Origin of the sequence: Pseudomonas sp. MWU349 (genome assembly GCF_017947325.1) — a bacterium.
Classification (GTDB): domain Bacteria; phylum Pseudomonadota; class Gammaproteobacteria; order Pseudomonadales; family Pseudomonadaceae; genus Aquipseudomonas; species Aquipseudomonas protegens.
This window is the reverse complement of the sequence record NZ_JAFEVP010000009.1, coordinates 133,380-151,837: the sequence shown is the minus strand read 5'-3', so window position 1 is coordinate 151,837 and position 18,458 is coordinate 133,380. Positions and strand designations below refer to the sequence as shown.

Sequence of the window (18,458 nt, the reverse complement as noted above, 5' to 3'; positions counted from 1 at the left end):
CGGCTACAGGGCAGTACGGGAGTTCGGGTTATTTGCGCGGTTTGACCCGCGCCGTGGCTTCGGCGATCAGCGGGTCATCCGGCCAATAGTGCTTGGGGTAACGGCCCTTGAGGTCCTTTTTCACCTCGGCGTAGGTGCTGCGCCAGAAGTTCGCCAGATCCTGGGTGACCTGTACCGGACGTCGTGCCGGAGACAACAGGTGCAATTTGACCACCTGGCGGCCACCGGCAATGCGCGGTGTCTGCGCCAGGCCGAACAGCTCCTGCAGGCGTACCGCCAGGATCGGTGGGTACTCGCTGTAGTCCAGTCGAATCGACGAGCCGGAAGGCACCGTCAGATGATGGGGCGCCAGCTCATCCAGGCGCTGCGGCAATGGCCAGGGCAGCAGGTTGTGGATAATTCCGGCCAGTTCCAGGTTGGCGAAGTGGCTGAGCCGCGAGACCTTGCCCAAGTAAGGCTGCAGCCACTGCTCCAGCCCCTTGAGCAAGGCCCCGTCACTGACATCCGGCCATTGGCTGGTGCCCGTGGCCTCCAGGTCCAGCTGGCGCAGCAACGCTACCCGGGCCTGCCACTGACGCAGCTCCGGGGTCCAGGGCAGCAGCTCCAGGCCTTTGCGCCGGACCAGATTGACCAGGGCCAGGGTGCGGGCGGACTCGTCGAGCCCGCTCAGCGGCTCGCGGCTGAGCACCAGCTCGCCAACCTTGCGCTGGCGTTCGGCCCGCAGCACGCCTTCGCGTTCGTCCCACTCCAGCTGATCGACTTGCCGCACCTGCTCCGCCAGTACCGAATCGAACAGCGCCGGATCGAAATCCGCCGCCAGGTAGATGCGTTCCTCGCGCTGCCCCTGGCGGCTGCCCAGGTCGGCGATCACCAGCCAGGGTTGCTTCATCAGGCTGTCGGTTTCGCTGAACAGCGCCGCGCGGCCGTTGGCCAGGCGGTATTCGGCGCCGCCGGGGCGCCGCTGCTGGGCCACCCGGTCGGGATAGGCCAGGGCCAACAGGGCGCCGAGCCAGCGCGGATGCTCGGGGTCGGCCACCGCGGCCTCGGGCTGCCCGCGCAGATAGCCGCGGTACTGGCGCGCCAGTTGTCGGGCACGCTGCACCCCGCCCTGGGCTCCGCGAGCGGCACGTTCTTCCCCGCCAAGCAGCACCAGGCGGCTGTGCAGGTCGGCGCCAGCGCCGCGCAGGATATCCCGCTCCCCCAGCAGCGCCGCGACATCGCAAGCCATCGGCGCCAACCCCAGGGCCTGGCCGCGCAACAGCAGATGGGCGATGCGCGGGTGAGCCGGCAACTCGGCCATGGCCTGACCGTGGCGGGTCAGGCTGCCATCGTCATTCAACGCCCCCAGGCGCACCAGCAAGTCCTGGGCCTGGGCATAAGCGGCACTGGGGGGAGCGTCCAGCCATGCCAGTTGATTTGGCGTCACGCCCCAGCGCGCCAGTTGCAGGGCCAATCCGGCCAGGTCCGCCTGGAGGATTTCCGCACTGGCATAGGCGGCCAGTTGCTCCTGTTGATCGGCCGACCACAAGCGGTAGCACACACCGGGCTCCAGACGCCCGGCACGCCCGGCGCGCTGGGTGGCGCTGGCCCGGGAGATACGCTGGGTATCGAGGCGGGTCATGCCGCTGCCGGGGTCGAAGCGCGGCACCCGCGCCAGCCCGGCATCCACCACCACCCGCACGCCATCGATGGTCAGGCTGGTTTCGGCAATGTTGGTGGCCAGCACCACTTTGCGCTTGCCCGACGGCGCCGGGTCGATGGCTGCGCGCTGGGCTGCCAGGTCCAGCTCGCCATGCAACGGGCAGAGCAGGATCTCGCTGCGCTCGCCCAGGGCTTCGGCCAACTGCTGGTGCACCCGGCGGATCTCCGCCTGGCCGGGGAGGAACACCAGCAGGCTGCCACTTTCATCGTTGAGGGCCTCGAGCACGGTCTGCACCACCCTTGGCTCGATGAATTCACCGGGCTGGAAGGGTCGGCCCCAGCGCTGGGCCACCGGGTACATGCGCCCTTCACTGCGCAGGATCGGCGCATCGCCGAGCAGCGTCGACAGGCGCTCGCCTTCCAGCGTCGCCGACATCAGCAGGATCTTCAGTGGTTGCTCGTCACGAAACAGCTCGCGGCCATTGAGGCTCAGGGCCAGGGCCAGATCGGCGTCCAAGCTGCGTTCGTGGAATTCATCGAAGATCAGCAGGCCGACGCCTTCCAGGGCCGGGTCATCCTGCAGGCGCCGGGTGAGGATGCCTTCGGTGACCACCTCGATGCGGGTACGCGGGCCGACCTTGCTGTCCAGGCGGATGCGATAACCCACGGTCTCACCGACTTTCTCTCCCAGCTCGCTGGCCAGGCGCTCGGCGGCGGCCCGGGCGGCCAGCCGCCGCGGTTCGAGCATGAGGATGGTCTGTCCGGCCAGCCAGTCCTGGTCCAGGAGCGCCAGAGGCACGCGGGTCGTCTTGCCGGCACCGGGCGGGGCTTCGAGCACCGCTTCATGGCGTGTCGCCAGGGCGGTACGCAGTGCAGGCAAAACTTCATCAATTGGCAAAGAATTCATGCTGGCTCCAAAACAGAGGCGCGAGTATAACGGCGAACTGCCTGGGGTTAATCATGGTCTGAGTGCTGATCGACAAGACTCAACACCCCGCTTCATTCCTCGTTGCTTTCGTGCTTGCTAGGAGATTTCCATGCGTATTTCCCACCGTGTCATCGGCGGCGTTCTGGTGGCCACCCTGCTGACCCAACTCACCGCCTGCGGCTCGATCTTCTTCCCCGACCGGCGCGGCCAGATCGACGGCAAGATCGACCCCCTGGTGGCTGTGCTGGATGCCGTTGGCCTGCTGTTCTACGTGATTCCGGGGCTGATCGCCTTCGGCGTCGACTTCGCCACCGGGGCCATCTACCTGGAGCCGGGCAAGACCGCGCAGATCGCGCCGGAAAAACTGCAACAGGCCATCGGCGCCGACGGTAAAGTCGACAACCGCAAGCTGCAGGCCATTCTGGAAAGCGAACTGGGGGGCAGCTTCCCCCTGGATGACCCACGTCTGATCCAGCACAAGGGCAGCGTGCAGCAACTGGCGCTATACGGCCTGCAACCTGCTGCCTGACCCCCTTTACTCAGGAACCCCACGTCGATGACCGCCAACTCGGAACACGCCCGCCTCCTGCGCCTGGCCACCCGCGCCTCGGTCACCGTGGCTAGCATCCTGATCGTGACCAAGGCTGTCGCCTGGTGGCTCAGTGGCTCGGTGAGCATGCTCGCCGGGCTCACCGACTCGGTGCTGGACGGCTTCACCTCGCTGCTCAATCTGCTGGCAGTGCACTACGCCCTGCGCCCGGCAGACGACGACCACCGCTATGGCCACGGCAAGGCCGAGTCCCTGGCGGGCATGGCCCAGGCATTGTTCATCGCCGGCAGTGCGGTACTGATTGCCTTTCAGGCGGCGCAACGCCTGCAACACCCGGAACCGGTAGGCGCGCCCTGGCTGAGCATCGGGGTGATCGTCCTGTCGCTGGCGCTGACCATCGCCCTGCTGCTCCTGCAGCATCGCGTGATCCGGGCGACCGGCTCCAACGCAGTGCGCGCCGATTCCCTGCACTACCGCTCCGACCTGATGCTCAACGGCAGCATCCTGCTAGCCCTGGTACTGGCGGCGTTCGGCCTGCATCAGGTGGACGCCTGGTTCGGCCTGGGGATTGCCGTCTACATTCTCTGGAGCGCGATCCAGATCGCCCGGGAGAGCTTCTCGGTGCTGATGGACCAGGAACTGCCCCCGGACGTCAGCCAGCACATGCTGGAGCTGGCGTGCAGCGTGCCAGGAGTACTGGGGGCCCATGACCTGCGCACACGGATTTCCGGCAGCCACTGGTTCGTCCAACTGCACCTGGAACTACCCGGGGAACTGACCCTTTCGGTGGCCCATGGCATCAGCGACCAGGCCGCCGATGCCATCCAGAAGGCCTATCCACGGGCCGAAGTGCTAGTGCACGCCGACCCGCAGGAAGTGGTGAAGGCGGCCAGGGCTCAGTAGGTCACCTGATAGCCCCGAGAGCTCAAGCAATTGCCCTGGGCCTGGCGGTAGGCCTGGACCACTTGCGGGGCCGGCTGATAGGTCACGCTCGCAGGATCGAAGCCGCTCTGCTGCACCGCCCAGCGATAGCAGTCATAACGGTCCTGGTCGATCTGCTGCGGCGACTGGCCATTGACCGGGTAGGCCAGCACGTCGTAGCCATTGCCCTCCTGTTGCGGATCTTCGGCCGGCACGCCGACGGGGGGCTCGACCACCACGTACTGCTGGGTATTGGCTTCGTAGGTGTAGTAAGCCCCCGCCGCCAGAAAGAACAGCGCGCTGCCGATCCAGACTTCCCGCGCATAGTCGGGCAGGTACGTCACGCGAATGCCATAAGGCGGGCGCACCACCACGTAGCGCGGGCCTTGCGGGCGGTACCAGTAACCACCGGAGAAAAAGTAATCCTGGCCGCGATAGGCGACCCGGTCATTGCGCCCGGGGAAACGGTCGATCACATACCCGGGGCGGTACTGTGGCCCGGGGCCCCAGCCATTGCCATGGCCATCAGGGCGGCCCGGCCAGCGGTAGTCGTTGGGATGGCCGCCGCCCGGCCGAGAGCCCGGGCCGCCAGCCTGCCAATGCTGGTTGTAGTCGTTGCGCCGGGGAATGTCCTGATAGTAGCCACGCTGTGGCTCCTGGGTCTGGCGCACGGTGTCGGGGCGGCCCTGGATCGGCAGGTTGTTCGGCTGCTGCACCTGGGGTTGTGGCGCGGGGGCCGGGCGAGCCTGCTGATTGGGATCGTGCTGAGGCCGGTTCTGCCACTGCCCTCCCGGGTTCTGGCCGTTGTGCTCGAACTGACGGCTGTTATCGCCGCGAATGATTTCATTCTGCGGCCGCTGTGGCTGCGCACTGGGTTGTGGACGATTGGGAACATTGGCGGGCCGTGGCGGGGCATTTTCCGGATGGCCCTGGCCTTGATGCTCTCGCTGCTCGCCCCCGGGAGCGCCATGCTGAGCAGGCGGCCGACTCTCGTCTCGCTCATCGGCGAGCAACTGAGCGTTGACGCTCAGGCACAACACACCAACACCTGCCATACGCCAGATGCGCGACTTCATGCTATTCCTCACTGCGGATAGGGGGGGCCTGTACATAAGACTGAAAAAGCCCTGGGCGGTTCTGCATCAGGTTATCAGTCACGAGACTTATTTCGCAGGCAATAAAAAAGGGCGGCCCGTCGGCCGCCCTTTGAGATTTTGTCCGTGCTCGGCGCTTTTGACACCGGCTCACCTCACTCCGTCTTCTGGACAGTGTGTAGCCCGGGGGCCGGCTCAACCCTGTGGGATTGGCGGCCGCGGCAGGCCTGATTCGGCGGGCCGCAGTGGACTCTATGTCCGGGCAGTGATTCTGGTGATAAGAATAGGCGCGCAGCGAAGACAGAGGATTGCGAAGATTGCTTGCAAAAACGCCACTTGCGCAATTTTTAACTCAAGACAGATAATTCAACGCAATAGTTACGATAAAGGCCTGATTGATGAGCAAACTCGACCGCTACGACCTCAGCATTTTGGCGGAGTTGCAACGCGACGCCCGTATCTCCAACCAGGAACTGGCCGAGCGCATCGGCCTGTCGCCCTCGCCCTGCTCGCGCCGGGTCAAGCAGCTGGAGGACGATGGCTACATTTCCCGCCAGGTCGCCCTGCTGGACCGCAAGATGCTCGGTCTGAGCCTGACCGCCTATGTCCTGATCGGCATGGACCGGCACACGCCGGAACGCTTCGAGAATTTCGAAGCGGCGATCCGCAGCCTGCCCCAGGTGCTGGAGTGCAGCCTGGTGACCGGGGTCGATGCCGACTACCAGCTCAAGGTCGTGGTACCGGACATGGACCATTACCAGAAGCTGCTGCTCGGCCATCTGACCCGTATCGAGGGCGTGACCAGCGTGCGTTCGAGCTTTGTGCTCAATCAGGTGCTCAACAGCACCGAACTGCCGCTGACCCACCTGCGCAACTGAATCCCGGCCCCCGCTGTGGCGACATAACGCATGCAGATCAATGCTTGGGCCGCGGGCGTTGACGTATACTCGCCCGGCATTTTTTGCCCTGCCTGCACTGGAGATGAGTGATGGACCCAGCAGTATTCGAAGAGTGGATGATGACCGGCCTGGTCAGCATCCTGATCATTTTCATGGGTTTCATCGTCTGGGACCTGGCCAAGAAGTCCAAGGCCGGGCGCTTCGGCTCGTTCATCCTGTTCTTCGTGCTGGGCCTGGGCGTTGCAGCCTTCATCATCAAGAGCGTGGTGATCGGCCTGATCGAGTCCGGCGCCTTATAAGCGCGCCGACACTTCTTTCCACTGGCCCTGCTCCAGGCCGTCCAGGGTCCAGTCGCCGATCCTGACCCGCACCAGGCGCAAGGTCGGTAACCCCACCGCAGCGGTCATGCGCCTTACCTGGCGGTTGCGCCCCTCGCGTATCACCAGCTCCAGCCAACTGGTGGGCACGCTCTTTCGAAAGCGCACCGGCGGGTTGCGCGGCCATAGCGTCGGCTCTTCAAGCTGACGCGCCTCGGCCGGCAGGGTCATGCCGTCATTCAACTGCACTCCCTCGCGCAAGCGCTGCAACTGTTCGGCACTGGGCTCGCCCTCGACCTGCACCCAATAGGTCTTGGCCAACTTGTGCTTGGGATCGGCGATGCGCGCCTGCAACTGCCCGTCATTGGTCAACAGCAGCAATCCTTCACTGTCGCGATCCAGACGCCCGGCCGGGTAGACCCCGGGAACCGCAATGAAGTCCTTGAGCGTGGCACGCCCCTCGCCATCGCTGAATTGAGTCAGCACATCGAAAGGCTTGTTGAACAGGATCAGCTTCGGCTCGGCCGGCGCGGCCTTGGCCACACGCTTGGCGGGAGAGGAGGAAAACGGTTTGGCGCCAGGGCGGCGGGAAGCGGGACGGGGCGGACGGGACATGGGAGCAGGAACATTCAGCGATCAGGACCGACAATGCTAGTGGCCTGACCGCCAAATGACCATGGCTTAAACGCCTAGCGGAAAGGCGGCTCGTCGAAGCTGCGCAGTTTGCGCGAGTGCAGGGAGTTGAGCTCACTGCGCATCAGGTCCACCGCTTCGATGCCGATCTTCAGATGCTGGCTGACCGCACGCTCATAAAAGGCGTTGGCCGCGCCCGGCAACTTGATTTCACTGTGCAGGGGCTTGTCCGACACACACAACAAGGTGCCGTAGGGCACCCGCAGGCGATACCCCTGGGCGGCGATGGTGCCGCTTTCCATGTCCACCGCCACGGCCCGGGACAGGTTGATCAGCGGACGTTCTTCGGCCCAACGCAATTCCCAGTTGCGGTCGTCGTAAGTCAGCACGGTGCCGGTGCGCAGGCGTTTCTTCAGTTGTTCGCCCTTTTCCCCGGTGACATTGGCCGCCGCCTGCTGCAACGCCAGCTGGACTTCGGCCAAGGCCGGAATCGGAATGTTCGGCGGCACCACGCGGTCGAGAATGCCGTCGCGACGCATATAAGCGTGGGCCAGCACGTAGTCGCCAATGGTCTGGGACTGCCGCAGGCCGCCGCAGTGGCCGATCATCAGCCAGCAATGGGGACGCAGCACCGCCAGGTGGTCGGTGATGTTCTTGGCATTGGACGGGCCGACACCGATATTCACCAGGGTCACGCCGTGGCCATCGCTGGCCTGCAAGTGGTAGGCCGGCATCTGGTAGCGGTGCCAGACCACACCGGCGGCGATGGCCGAGGCCTCGCCGTGATCCATGCTTTTCTCGATGATCACGTTGCCCGGCAGGACCATGCGCACAAAGCGCGGATCGCTGCGCAACTGCTCCAGGCCATGAACGATGAACTGGTCCACATAGCGGTGATAGTTGGTCAGCAGGATCCACGGCTGCACATGACGCCAGTCGCTACCGGTGTAGTGCACCAGGCGCCGCAGGGAGAAATCCACTCGCGCGGCATCGAACAGCGCCAGGGGCAGCGGGTGGGTATTTTCCCAATCGTAGAGGCCATCGGCGATGCCGTCGGTGGCGGCCGACAGGTCGGTGCTCGGAAACACCCGCGCCAGCGCCGCAGCGGTCACGCCGGAACCAGCCAGCTCGTCGCCCTGCTCCACGACATAGGGATAAGGAATGTTCTGCTCACTGACGCCCACTTCCACCGTCACGGTGAAGTCGTGCATCAACGGCACCAATTGTTCGAGCAGGTAATTACGGAAGGCGGCAGGATGGGTCACGGTGACACTGTAGGTGCCTGGCAACTGGACCTTGGCATAGGCCCTTGTGGTCTGTGGGACTTCGCCGTGGCAGTGGTAGGTCAGGCGCAACTCAGGGTAGCGAAACAGTGCTCGTTGCTCGGCATCCGGCTCGACCCGGTCCTTGAGATAACGCTTGAGCGCCTGGCTCAACGCCGTGGTGGCCCGCTCATGCAGGGCGGCAAGCCGGTCCACGGCTTGCTCGGCGGTTTGAACGACAATAAAAGCTTCGGTCACGATAAGCATCCTGTGTTCTGAACTTGCAGGCGTTCATCTTGCCTGCAAGACCGTCCCACGGGAACAGCGTAATCAACGCAGGCGCCGGGAAGCCGGCGCCCGGGGAGGGTCAGAAGCCCTGAGGGGTAGAGCGGGCGACAATGGCTGCCACGTTTAGGCCTCGCGGCAAGGTGCCGTATACCCGCCCGCCCTGGCCGCCCAGGCGGCTGGCGATAAAGGCGTCGCTGACCTCCTGATTGCCGGCTTCCAGCAGGAGCTTGGCCTGCAGGCCCAGGGCGATGTCCTCGGTGAGTTGACGAGCCCGGTATTGAATGTCGCCAGTGTCCTTGAAGCTCTCCTTCAGCCCGGTGATATGGGCGGCCAGGCGCTTGTCACCATGGCCATCGCCCAATTCGGCGAACAAGGCGTCCAGCACGCCCGGCTCCTTCGACAAGGCTCGCAGCACATCCAGGCATTGCACGTTGCCGGAGCCTTCCCAGGTGGAGTTCACCGGCGCCTCGCGGTACAGCCGTGGCAGGATGCTGTCCTCGACGTAACCGGCACCGCCCATGCACTCCGCCGCCTCGTTGATCATCGCCGGGGCCCGCTTGCAGATCCAGTACTTGCCCACCGCCGTCACCAGCCGGGAAAACTTCGCCTCCTGGGCATCGTCCAGATGATCCAGGGCCCGCCCCATGCGCATGCTCAGGGCCAGGGCCGCTTCGCTTTCCAGGGCCAGGTCGGCCAGCACGTTCTGCATCAAGGGCTGCTCGCTGAGCACCCGCCCGCCCACGGTGCGATGGGCACAGTGATGGCTGGCCTGGGTCAGGGCCTGGCGCATCAGGGAGCTGGAGCCGACCATGCAATCGAAACGGGTCATGGCCACCATCTCGATAATGGTCGGCACGCCGCGGCCTTCCTCGCCAATCATCCAGGCCAGGGCGCCGCGGAACTCCACTTCGCTGGAAGCGTTGGAAAGGTTACCGAGCTTGTTCTTCAGTCGCTGAATATAGAACTGGTTGCGGGTGTCGTCGGGGCGGTGCCGGGGCAGGAGGAAGCAGGTCAGGCCCTTGTCGGTCTGGGCCAGGGTCAGGAAGGCATCGCACATCGGCGCCGAACAGAACCATTTGTGGCCCACCAGCTCGTACGCCTGCCCGGGGCCGCCAGCCCCCACCGGGTAGGCCCGGGTGGTGTTGGCGCGCACATCGGTGCCGCCCTGTTTCTCGGTCATGGCCATGCCGATGGTCAGCCCGGCCTTGTGTTGCATGCCGACATTGCGCGGGTCGTACTGGGTGGCAAGGATCTTGGGCAGCCACTGTTCGGCGATATCCGGTTGCAGCTTCAAGGCTGGTACACAGGCGAAGGTCATGGTCAGCGGGCATCCGCTGCCGGCCTCGGCCTGGCTGTGCAGATAGGTCATGGAGGCGCGGGCAACGTGGGCCCCCGCTTGCGGATCGGTCCAGGGCAGTGAAGTCAGGCCGGCTTCGATCGCCGCCTGCATCAGTTGGTGATAAGCGGGATGAAACTCCACCAGATCGATCCGGTGGCCAAAACGGTCGTGGCTGGAAAATACCGGCTTGTTCTGATTGGCCAGGAACCCCGCCTCCATCAACGGGCCACCGGCCAGGGCGCCATAGGCGTCGACCCGCGACTCGGCCCAACCGGCATCGAAACGGCGCATCCATTGCTGCAGCGGCAGGTCGATCCGATACAGGTTGGCGCCGTCCAGGGCTGGCGGCTGGTTGGTGACTTCGTGGGTTTCAGCGAACTGGTGGAGGTTCATCGCGGGGCTCCTTCAGGGTGTGCCAAGCCCCCAGTTAAGCACCGCCCCCACCCCGAACAAAGTGGCATACCCGCCTAAATGTCGGCGCTTTCGCCCTGCTCCACAGCGAGCACATACCTCGACAACGCCGCTTGCAGGGCCTCGAACTTCACCGGTTTGGCCAGATAGTCGGAGCCGGCCCCCGCCGGGCAGCCCTCTTTACCAGGCACGCAGGCCAGCAGGATGGGCAATTGGGAATAGCCGGGCAGCGCCTGGGCCTGCAAGCGAAACGCCCCCAGTTGCGCCGTGGACATCTCGCCATCAATCAACACCGCACTGACCAGCTCACGCCCGAGCAATTGCAGGGCATCAGTAGGGCTACCGGCGGTACGCACCTGGTAGCCCAGCTTGAGCAGCATGCCCCTGACCACCAACTGATTGACGTCGTTGTCGTCCACCAGCAGCACGGTGCAGTCGCGGGGCAAGCGTCGTGCAACTGCCACCGGCGAGCACAGGACCGGCTCCTGGGCATCGAACTCCACCTGCAAGCGGAAGCAACTGCCCCGGCCTGGCGTCGACTCATGAGTCAATTGCCCGCCCAGCAGCTCCACCAGTTGCCGACAGATCGCCAGCCCGATGCCCAGGCCGCCATATTCACGGGTCATGGAACCATCAAGCTGGAAGAAACGCTGATAGAGGGTCGCATCGTTCAGATCGACGAAACCAATACCGCTGTCGATTACCTCGAAACTCAGGCTGACTCGCTGCGCCGACACGGAACGCGTGAGCACCCGCAACACCACGCTGCCCGAAGGGGTGAACTTGATGGCGTTGTCCAGCAGGCACTCCAGACAATGGCTGAGTTTGCACCGGTCGCCCTGCAAGCGGTCGGGCAACCCGGCGCTCAAGTCGATCTGGAAAGCCAGCGACTTGGCGGCGGCACTGGCGCCGTATTGGGTCTGCAGCGTCGTCAGCAGGGAACGCAGGCTGAACGGCTGGCGCTGGGCACTGAGCTTGCCGGCCTGCAGCTCGGTCAGGGTCAGAATGCCGTTGACCATGCGCATCATGTCCCGCGCCGAGCCGGCCGCTGTCTGCTGGTATTGCTCCAGCTCCGGATCCAGCTCCAGGGTCTGCATCAGTTCCAGGGAACCGATAACGCCGTTCATCGGGGTCCGCAGCTCATGGGTCAGGGTGGCCAGAAATTCGTCCTTGAGCCGGTTGCTGTGGGCCAGCTGCTGGTTCAGCACTTCAAGCTTCTGCCCGGCTTCGAGCAGGGTCTGGGCCTGTTGTTCACGCATGGCGTTGATGCGATCGGCCAAGGCCAGGGACAACAACGCCACTTCGATCGCCGAGCCGATCTGGCTGGCGTACATGGTCAGGAACACATTCGGCAGGTAACCCAGCACCATCATGGTGTTGATCACCCCTCCGAACAAAAAGGCCGACCAGGCGATGATGAAGTAGCGTGCCACGCGCAGGCCTCGACACCAGGCGACAATCCCGGCCACGTAGATCACCACGGTGAACACCAGGGCCAGGGTGGTGGCCAGGCGCAATGCCAGGGCATAACTGGTCATCAGTGAAAGCACCATGACCAGCGCGCCAAATGCCATCAAGGCCAGTAGTACACGGTCGACCCAGGGGCTGTGGCGGGCAGTCTGCAGGAAACTGCGGGCGAACTGGCTGCCGAACAAACCTGCAGATCCGATGAAGAACGGTGTGGCGGCATTGGCCCACCAGGGGCTGTTGGGCCAGAAGTACTCCACAGCGGCACCGTTGACCGACAGCTGATAGAGACCGAAGGAAGCTATATAGACGATGTAGTAGAGGTAGCTGGTGTCACGCACGCTGAGGTAGATGAACAGGTTGTACACCAGCATCCCCAGCAGCACGCCGTAAATCAGCCCGAGCACATATAACCGCACCGGCTGGGCTTCCAGGTAAGCGCTGCTGGACCACAGGCTCACCGGCGCCTGGATCGAACCTTCGCTGGCCAGCCGCAGGTAGATGGTCTTGTGCTCGTGGGGAGAAAAATTCAGGTTGAACAGGTAATTGTTCTGGCGAATCTCTCGACTGTCGAAGGGCAGGGCATCTCCGGTACGACCCGCCAGGCGATAACCACCTGACTCGTCAGGGACATACAGTTCAAGGTGGTCCAGAGGCGGATAGGCCAATTCCAGCAACCAGCTGCGTTGTGCGCTCGGGTTGGCGGGGCGATAGTCGAGGTCGATCTTCAGCCAGAATGCCGAGCGCGAATACCCGGCGTTGAGAGTGTCTTTATCGTGGGGTTTGAATTGTTCAGCCAGGGGCCCCGAACTGACATCGGCAATGGTCGCCTTCCCCCCCACGTCTTCGAGTACTTGCATCACTCGGCCCAAGGGCAGGCGTTGAGTGAACTCGTCGAACTCGGCGGCGCCAGCCAGCATCGGCAAGCTCAACAGCAACATCAGCAAATAGTGCATAAAGCCCCAGCGTGGCTTGTCCGGTGGTGTCAGGAAGTCCCCCATTTCCCTTGAGCAGACGTAGAACCGGCATGACCTGTTATTGATTTGAATCCACTCTAGCATAGCCGCTGATGGCCATTGAACACCATTGTAAATTTTAGTCTAAAGGCTCTAGAACGGGGCTTTCAGCGCAATCCAGCGGGCTAGAGCTGTTGCTTCGGTCAAGTAGGCTGGCCGGGGCCAGATCATTGTCCTCTTCAATGTCGAGCACCGCGAAAAAAAACGTTTGGTGGTAAGCTCGCCGCCCATGAATATCTACAGCTCTCGCCCCGTTGTCCTCTGTCTCTCCGGCCACGACCCCAGTGGTGGCGCCGGCTTGCAGGCAGATATCGAAGCCCTGCTGGCTCAGGGTTGTCATGCAGCTCCGGCTGTCACCGCCTTGACCGTGCAAGACACGGTCAATGTCAGCGACTTCCGCGTCCTGGATCGCGAGTGGGTATTGGCCCAGGCCAATGCCGTGCTCAACGACTCTACGGTAGCGGCGGTCAAGCTGGGCATGCTCGGTTCCCTGGAGATGGTCGAAACCGTGGTCGAGCTGCTCCAGGCTCACCCGCACTTGCCACTGGTCTGCGATCCGGTGTTGCGCGCCGGCGGCGGTGGCCGGCTGGGCAAGGATGAAGTCGGCTACGCCATGCGCGAGCGTCTCCTGCCCCTGGCAACCATTGCCACCCCCAACCTTCCCGAAGCCCGAATTCTCGCGGAACTGCCTGAAGGCAGCGCCGACCAATGCGCCGAAAAACTCCTGCACTTCGTCAAGCACCTGCTGATCACCGGCGGCCACGGCGATGAACACGAAGTCCACAATCGCCTGTACAGCCGTGACGGCCTGCGCGAAACCTATACCTGCCAGCGCTTGCCGGGGAGCTACCACGGCTCCGGCTGCACCCTGGCCAGCGCCCTGGCCGGCCGCCTGGCCCAAGGTGAACACCTGGCCAGCGCGGTGAAGTCCGCCCTGGATTACACCTGGCGCACCCTGCGCGATGCCGAGCAGCTTGGCCGTGGCCAGTTCGTTCCGCGCCGTTTGCCGCTGGATTTCTGCTCGTAATGTCATGAGGGCTGCTCAATGAAACTACGTGGTCTGTACGCCATCACCGATAGCCAGCTGTTGGCCGGAAAGTTTCTGAAGTACGTGGAGGCGGCGCTGGAAGGCGGGGTCACGCTGTTGCAGTACCGCGACAAAAGCGATGACCAGGCCCGCCGACTGCGGGAAGCCGAAACGCTGCTGGCCCTGTGCGAGCGCTACAAGACCCGCTTGATCATCAACGATGATGCCGAGCTGGCGGCGCGTATCGGTGCCGGCGTGCACCTGGGCCAGACCGATGGCCCATTGACCCCGGCCCGGGCCTTGCTGGGCCGCCAGGCGATCATCGGTGCCACCTGCCACAGCCAGTTGCCACTGGCCGAGCAAGCCGCCAAGGAAGGCGCCAGCTATGTCGCCTTCGGCCGTTTCTTCAATTCCACCACCAAGCCCGGTGCGCCGACGGCCAGCCTGGAACTGCTGGACCAAGCCCGGGCCAGCCTGCACCTGCCGATCTGCGTGATCGGCGGCATTACCCTGGACAACGCCGCGCCACTGGTGAACCACGGCGCCGACCTGCTGGCGGTGGTCCACGGCCTGTTCGGCGCCGAGAGCGCCGAAGAAGTGACCCGCCGCGCCCGCGCCTTCAACGCCCTATTCAACAGCTGATTCTTAAGAGCCCGATCATGTCTCGTTCCGAAACCCTGTTTGCCAACGCCCAGAAACACATCCCGGGTGGCGTCAATTCGCCAGTCCGCGCCTTCAAGAGCGTGGGCGGTACCCCGCTGTTCTTCAAACATGCAGAAGGCGCCTACGTCACAGACGAGGACGACAAGCGCTATGTCGACTACGTCGGCTCCTGGGGCCCGATGATTCTTGGCCACAGCCACCCGGATGTCCTGGACGCCGTGCGCAAGCAACTGGAGCACGGCCTGTCCTACGGCGCACCGACCGCCATGGAAACCGAAATGGCCGACCTGGTGTGCTCCATCGTGCCGTCCATGGAAATGGTGCGCATGGTCAGTTCGGGTACCGAAGCCACCATGAGCGCCATTCGCCTGGCCCGTGGCTTCACTGGCCGGGACAGCATCATCAAGTTCGAAGGCTGCTACCACGGCCACTCCGACAGCCTGCTGGTCAAGGCTGGCTCCGGCGCCCTGACCCAAGGCGTGCCGAGCTCCGCTGGTGTGCCCGCGGCTTTCGCCAAGCACACCCTGACCCTGCCCTTCAACGACCTGGCGGCGGTGGAAAAAATGCTCGCCGAAGCAGGCCAGCAAGTGGCCTGCATCATCATTGAACCAGTGGCCGGCAACATGAACTGTGTACCGCCGGCACCGGGCTTCCTCGAAGGTCTGCGGCGCCTCTGCGATCAGCACGGCGTCGTGCTGATCTTCGACGAAGTAATGACCGGTTTCCGTGTTGCCCTCGGTGGCGCTCAGGCCCATTACGGCGTGACACCCGACCTGTCGACCTTCGGCAAGATCATCGGCGGTGGCATGCCGGTAGGTTGCTTCGGCGGCAAGCGCAAGATCATGGAGCACATCGCGCCCCTGGGCCCGGTCTACCAGGCCGGCACCCTGTCCGGCAACCCGCTGGCCATGGCCGCTGGCCTGACCACCTTGCGCCTGATCAGCCGCCCGGGCTTCCACGCCGAACTGAGCGACTACACCAGCCGTCTGCTCGAAGGCCTGCAACAACGCGCCGATGCAGCAGGCATTCCGTTCGTCACCACCCAGGCAGGCGGCATGTTCGGCCTGTACTTCAGCGGTGCCGATGACATCGTCACCTTCGACGATGTGATGGCCAGCGACGCCAACCTGTTCAAGCGCTTCTTCCACCTGATGCTGGAAGGCGGCGTGTACCTGGCGCCAAGTGCCTTCGAAGCAGGCTTCACCTCCATCGCCCACGGCGACGCCGAGTTGCAACTGACGCTGGATGCGGCAGAGCGGGCATTCGCCGCCCTGAAGTAAGCGCTGGACGGCGGGCGTGTGAAACATCACGCCCGTTGTAGTCTTTACTTGAATTTTCTCCAGTGAAACCTGGAAATGCTGATGAATCCTTGGGATATAGCGCCCACGCAGCAGAAAAACGAGTAAAGACTTTGTAAGGTGGGCCCTGCTTATTTCATAATGCGCGCTTATTGGGCCCCACGCTGGGCCCCGCGCCCCTCAGAGGTAAGTCGATTCCCATGAACCGCACCGGCCGCGCCCTGACACTGGGCTGCCTGTTGCTCCTTCAGCCCCTGCTCGCTCATGCACAAGCAGGCGGCAACTCGTTGTTGATCCCGGCGCTGGGTCGCTGCACCCTCGATCCCCAGGCTCAGGACCAGGCCGAGGCCCTCGCCGCTTGCCAGAAGGCCGCCGATGAGGGGGATGCCGAGGCGCAATACGAGTTGGGTGAGTTCTACTACGAGGGCAAAGGCGCGCCGCAAGACTTCAATCAAGCCCTGAGCTACTTCGAAAAGGCTTCCTTGCAAGGCCATGCCCAGGCGCAATTCAAACTGGGCACCATGTTCTTCCACGGTGAAGGCGTGCCGGCCAATAACGTTCAGGCTTACATCGTGCTGAAGATGGCTGCGGTCAATGGCGCCGAAGACGCCCTGGACACCGCAGACGAAGTCGCCGAGCACATGCAGCGCGACGAACTGGAAGTTGCGACCCAGGTGCTGGGGCAGATTTTCCGCAAATACCTGATGGAACTGCAGAGCGCCGATGGGCGTTCACCCTTCTCGCCCCTGCCGTAAGCATTTGCGCCTCAGTCGCCGGTGAGACGGCTTGCACACAGACAACCGCCCTTCCGGAAAAACGGAATCGGCCAGGCTTATTTTTCCGGCATCGGCATCGGGAAGGGCATGACATTGCTCACCCCGCGGGCCTCGCTGATCTTCGGCGTACCCAGGCGCTCGACTTCATCGATGCGCACGATCGAATGCATCGGCACGAAGCTGCGCACTACACCTTCGAACTGGGCCTTGAGCTTCTCCTCGCTCGGGTCAACGACCACTTGCGTGCGCTCGCCAAAGACGAACTCTTCCACTTCCAGGAAACCCCACAGATCACTCTGATAGATCTGCTTGGCGTACATTTCGAACACCTGGCCCTGGTTAAGGAAAATCACCTTGTAGATTGGAGCTTCACGTTTGGTCATGGCGGGCGGGTAACACATCGGGGGACAAAAATAGGGCGCGAACTATAGCATAGCTACCCGATGCACAACCCTAGGAACCTGTGGGCATGGCCCCTATAATGCGCGGTTCTTTGAATCACTTGATGATCCCGTCCATGGCCAAGAAGCTTTACATCGAAACCCACGGTTGCCAGATGAACGAGTACGACAGCTCGCGCATGGTGGACCTGCTGGGCGAACATCAGGCCCTGGAAGTCACCGCACGCGCCGAAGATGCGGACGTCATCCTGCTCAACACCTGCTCCATTCGCGAACGCGCCCAGGACCGGGTGTACTCCCAGCTCGGGCGCTGGCGTGAACTCAAGCTGGCCAATCCGGACATGGTGATCGCCGTAGGCGGTTGCGTGGCCAGCCAGGAGGGCGCGGCCATCCGCGACCGCGCGCCCTATGTGGACGTGGTCTTCGGCCCGCAGACCCTGCACCGCCTGCCGGAAATGATCGACGTCGCGCGCATCACCAAATTGCCGCAGGTCGACGTCTCGTTCCCGGAAATCGAAAAGTTCGACCACCTGCCCGAGCCCCGGATCGATGGCCCCAGCGCCTATGTCTCGGTGATGGAAGGCTGCAGCAAGTACTGCACCTTCTGCGTCGTGCCCTACACCCGCGGCGAAGAAGTCAGCCGGCCCTTCGACGATGTGATCGCCGAGATCATCCACCTGGCGGAAAACGGCGTCCGCGAGGTGACCCTGCTGGGCCAGAACGTCAACGGCTATCGCGGCCAAACCCACGACGGGCGCATGGCCGACCTGGCCGAATTGATTCGTGTGGTTGCTGCGATCGATGGCATCGAGCGGATCCGCTACACCACCTCACATCCGCTGGAGTTCTCCGACAGCCTGATCCAGGCGCATGCCGAAGTACCAGAGCTGGTGAAGCACCTGCACCTGCCAGTGCAATCGGGTTCGGACCGGATCCTCGCGGCCATGAAGCGCAATCACACCGCCCTGGAGTACAAGTCCAAGCTGCGCAAGCTCAGGGCGGCTGTTCCGGGAATCTGCATCAGTTCGGACTTTATCGTCGGCTTCCCAGGCGAGACGGAGAAGGATTTCCAGCAGACCATGAAACTGATCGAAGACGTCGGTTTCGACTTTTCCTACTCCTTCGTCTACAGCCAACGGCCGGGAACACCCGCCGCCGACCTGGCCGACGAAACACCGGAGGCGGTGAAAAAGGAACGCCTCAACGCCTTGCAGCACCGCCTCAATCAGCAAGGTTTTGAAATCAGCCGACAAATGGTCGGCTCTACCCAGCGCATCCTGGTGACCGACTACTCGAAGAAAGACCCGGGCGAGCTGCAGGGACGGACCGAGAACAACCGCATCGTCAACTTCCGCTGCGACAATCCCACGCTGATCGGCCAGTTCGCCGACGTGTACATCGACTCGGCGCAGCCTCACTCGCTGCGCGGCTCCCTGCTGCAATAACCTGGCAGGGAAAAGCCCCAGCAGCCCTTGCTCCGCATAAGAGCTTTCGCACCCAGGCTGCTGGCGTTATCCTTGAATTCAT

Annotated in this window: 16 protein-coding genes; 9 read left to right on the top strand and 7 right to left on the bottom strand. The window is 63.5% G+C overall.

The window, feature by feature from the left end; all coding sequences use genetic code 11:
• Positions 1 to 28: 28 nt before the first annotated feature.
• Positions 29 to 2,548, bottom strand: coding sequence for an ATP-dependent helicase HrpB (gene hrpB / locus KCG88_RS29620; RefSeq protein WP_210713676.1), 2,520 nt, complete (start codon positions 2,546 to 2,548; stop codon positions 29 to 31).
• Positions 2,549 to 2,678: 130 nt separating this feature from the next.
• Here hrpB and KCG88_RS29615 point away from each other — a divergent pair, with 130 nt between their 5' ends.
• Entirely contained in the window at positions 2,679 to 3,098 is a 420-nt protein-coding gene (locus KCG88_RS29615; protein WP_011063637.1) for a hypothetical protein, read from the top strand.
• A gap of 27 nt (positions 3,099 to 3,125) precedes the next feature.
• Positions 3,126 to 4,022 (top strand): cation diffusion facilitator family transporter, encoded by an 897-nt coding sequence (locus KCG88_RS29610; RefSeq protein ID WP_047289434.1) that lies wholly within the window; start codon positions 3,126 to 3,128, stop codon positions 4,020 to 4,022.
• Here the strand turns inward: KCG88_RS29610 and KCG88_RS29605 are convergent.
• Positions 4,016 to 5,116: a DUF6515 family protein gene (locus KCG88_RS29605; RefSeq protein WP_210713675.1), complete on the bottom strand. Its 1,101-nt coding sequence runs from the start codon at positions 5,114 to 5,116 to the stop codon at positions 4,016 to 4,018. The genes KCG88_RS29610 and KCG88_RS29605 overlap by 7 nt on opposite strands.
• 416 nt (positions 5,117 to 5,532) lie before the next feature.
• Between KCG88_RS29605 and KCG88_RS29600 the strand changes: the two genes are divergently transcribed.
• The gene (locus KCG88_RS29600) at positions 5,533 to 6,012 is read left to right on the top strand and encodes an Lrp/AsnC family transcriptional regulator (RefSeq protein WP_011063640.1); all 480 of its coding nucleotides are present in this window, start codon (positions 5,533 to 5,535) and stop codon (positions 6,010 to 6,012) included.
• A 110-nt stretch (positions 6,013 to 6,122) separates the two neighbouring features.
• Positions 6,123 to 6,332 (top strand): DUF2788 domain-containing protein, encoded by a 210-nt coding sequence (locus KCG88_RS29595; protein WP_003228500.1) that lies wholly within the window; start codon positions 6,123 to 6,125, stop codon positions 6,330 to 6,332.
• On the opposite strand, the gene KCG88_RS29590 is transcribed toward KCG88_RS29595, so the two are convergent.
• From KCG88_RS29590 to KCG88_RS29575, 4 genes are all read right to left on the bottom strand, one after another.
• Complete coding sequence (locus KCG88_RS29590) at positions 6,327 to 6,893, bottom strand: pseudouridine synthase (protein WP_210713722.1); 567 nt, start codon at positions 6,891 to 6,893, stop codon at positions 6,327 to 6,329. The genes KCG88_RS29595 and KCG88_RS29590 overlap by 6 nt on opposite strands.
• Positions 6,894 to 7,039: 146 nt before the next feature.
• Entirely contained in the window at positions 7,040 to 8,512 is a 1,473-nt protein-coding gene (gene amn / locus KCG88_RS29585; protein WP_015637154.1) for an AMP nucleosidase, read from the bottom strand.
• A gap of 100 nt (positions 8,513 to 8,612) precedes the next feature.
• A complete protein-coding gene (locus KCG88_RS29580; protein ID WP_047289440.1) occupies positions 8,613 to 10,265 on the bottom strand; it encodes an acyl-CoA dehydrogenase family protein in 1,653 nt (550 codons plus the stop codon).
• Between the two features lie 74 nt (positions 10,266 to 10,339).
• Complete coding sequence (locus KCG88_RS29575) at positions 10,340 to 12,706, bottom strand: 7TM diverse intracellular signaling domain-containing protein (RefSeq protein WP_210713674.1); 2,367 nt, start codon at positions 12,704 to 12,706, stop codon at positions 10,340 to 10,342.
• A 289-nt stretch (positions 12,707 to 12,995) separates the two neighbouring features.
• Between KCG88_RS29575 and KCG88_RS29570 the strand changes: the two genes are divergently transcribed.
• From KCG88_RS29570 to KCG88_RS29555, 4 genes are all read left to right on the top strand, one after another.
• On the top strand, positions 12,996 to 13,793 hold the full coding sequence (locus tag KCG88_RS29570; RefSeq protein WP_210713673.1) for a hydroxymethylpyrimidine/phosphomethylpyrimidine kinase: 798 nt from the start codon (positions 12,996 to 12,998) through the stop codon (positions 13,791 to 13,793).
• A gap of 18 nt (positions 13,794 to 13,811) precedes the next feature.
• Positions 13,812 to 14,435 carry a thiamine phosphate synthase gene (gene thiE, locus KCG88_RS29565; protein WP_047289442.1) on the top strand — a complete coding sequence of 208 codons (624 nt, stop codon included), beginning with the start codon at positions 13,812 to 13,814 and terminating at the stop codon, positions 14,433 to 14,435.
• A gap of 17 nt (positions 14,436 to 14,452) precedes the next feature.
• Entirely contained in the window at positions 14,453 to 15,736 is a 1,284-nt protein-coding gene (gene hemL, locus KCG88_RS29560) for a glutamate-1-semialdehyde 2,1-aminomutase (protein WP_210713672.1), read from the top strand.
• A 218-nt stretch (positions 15,737 to 15,954) separates the two neighbouring features.
• Complete coding sequence (locus KCG88_RS29555; RefSeq protein WP_047289444.1) at positions 15,955 to 16,509, top strand: tetratricopeptide repeat protein; 555 nt, start codon at positions 15,955 to 15,957, stop codon at positions 16,507 to 16,509.
• A gap of 77 nt (positions 16,510 to 16,586) precedes the next feature.
• Here the strand turns inward: KCG88_RS29555 and KCG88_RS29550 are convergent, their stop codons facing one another.
• Positions 16,587 to 16,913, bottom strand: coding sequence for a DUF1820 family protein (locus KCG88_RS29550; RefSeq protein WP_007927079.1), 327 nt, complete (start codon positions 16,911 to 16,913; stop codon positions 16,587 to 16,589).
• A 134-nt stretch (positions 16,914 to 17,047) separates the two neighbouring features.
• Here KCG88_RS29550 and miaB point away from each other — a divergent pair, with 134 nt between their 5' ends.
• On the top strand, positions 17,048 to 18,376 hold the full coding sequence (gene miaB / locus KCG88_RS29545; protein ID WP_011063650.1) for a tRNA (N6-isopentenyl adenosine(37)-C2)-methylthiotransferase MiaB: 1,329 nt from the start codon (positions 17,048 to 17,050) through the stop codon (positions 18,374 to 18,376).
• The last annotated feature ends 82 nt before the right edge of the window (positions 18,377 to 18,458 follow it).

Excerpts from the sequence above, each read along its gene's own strand:
- thiE (WP_047289442.1), top strand. The coding sequence starts at position 13,812 with ATGAAACTACGTGGTCTGTACGCCATCACCGATAGCCAGCTGTTGGCC.
- hemL (WP_210713672.1), top strand. The coding sequence starts at position 14,453 with ATGTCTCGTTCCGAAACCCTGTTTGCCAACGCCCAGAAACACATCCCG.
- KCG88_RS29600 (WP_011063640.1), top strand. The coding sequence starts at position 5,533 with ATGAGCAAACTCGACCGCTACGACCTCAGCATTTTGGCGGAGTTGCAA.
- KCG88_RS29575 (WP_210713674.1), bottom strand. The coding sequence starts at position 12,706 with ATGCACTATTTGCTGATGTTGCTGTTGAGCTTGCCGATGCTGGCTGGC.
- KCG88_RS29570 (WP_210713673.1), top strand. The coding sequence starts at position 12,996 with ATGAATATCTACAGCTCTCGCCCCGTTGTCCTCTGTCTCTCCGGCCAC.
- KCG88_RS29605 (WP_210713675.1), bottom strand. The coding sequence starts at position 5,116 with ATGAAGTCGCGCATCTGGCGTATGGCAGGTGTTGGTGTGTTGTGCCTG.
- KCG88_RS29555 (WP_047289444.1), top strand. The coding sequence starts at position 15,955 with ATGAACCGCACCGGCCGCGCCCTGACACTGGGCTGCCTGTTGCTCCTT.
- KCG88_RS29610 (WP_047289434.1), top strand. The coding sequence starts at position 3,126 with ATGACCGCCAACTCGGAACACGCCCGCCTCCTGCGCCTGGCCACCCGC.
- amn (WP_015637154.1), bottom strand. The coding sequence starts at position 8,512 with ATGCTTATCGTGACCGAAGCTTTTATTGTCGTTCAAACCGCCGAGCAA.
- KCG88_RS29550 (WP_007927079.1), bottom strand. The coding sequence starts at position 16,913 with ATGACCAAACGTGAAGCTCCAATCTACAAGGTGATTTTCCTTAACCAG.
- miaB (WP_011063650.1), top strand. The coding sequence starts at position 17,048 with ATGGCCAAGAAGCTTTACATCGAAACCCACGGTTGCCAGATGAACGAG.
- KCG88_RS29580 (WP_047289440.1), bottom strand. The coding sequence starts at position 10,265 with ATGAACCTCCACCAGTTCGCTGAAACCCACGAAGTCACCAACCAGCCG.
- hrpB (WP_210713676.1), bottom strand. The coding sequence starts at position 2,548 with ATGAATTCTTTGCCAATTGATGAAGTTTTGCCTGCACTGCGTACCGCC.
- KCG88_RS29595 (WP_003228500.1), top strand. The coding sequence starts at position 6,123 with ATGGACCCAGCAGTATTCGAAGAGTGGATGATGACCGGCCTGGTCAGC.
- KCG88_RS29615 (WP_011063637.1), top strand. The coding sequence starts at position 2,679 with ATGCGTATTTCCCACCGTGTCATCGGCGGCGTTCTGGTGGCCACCCTG.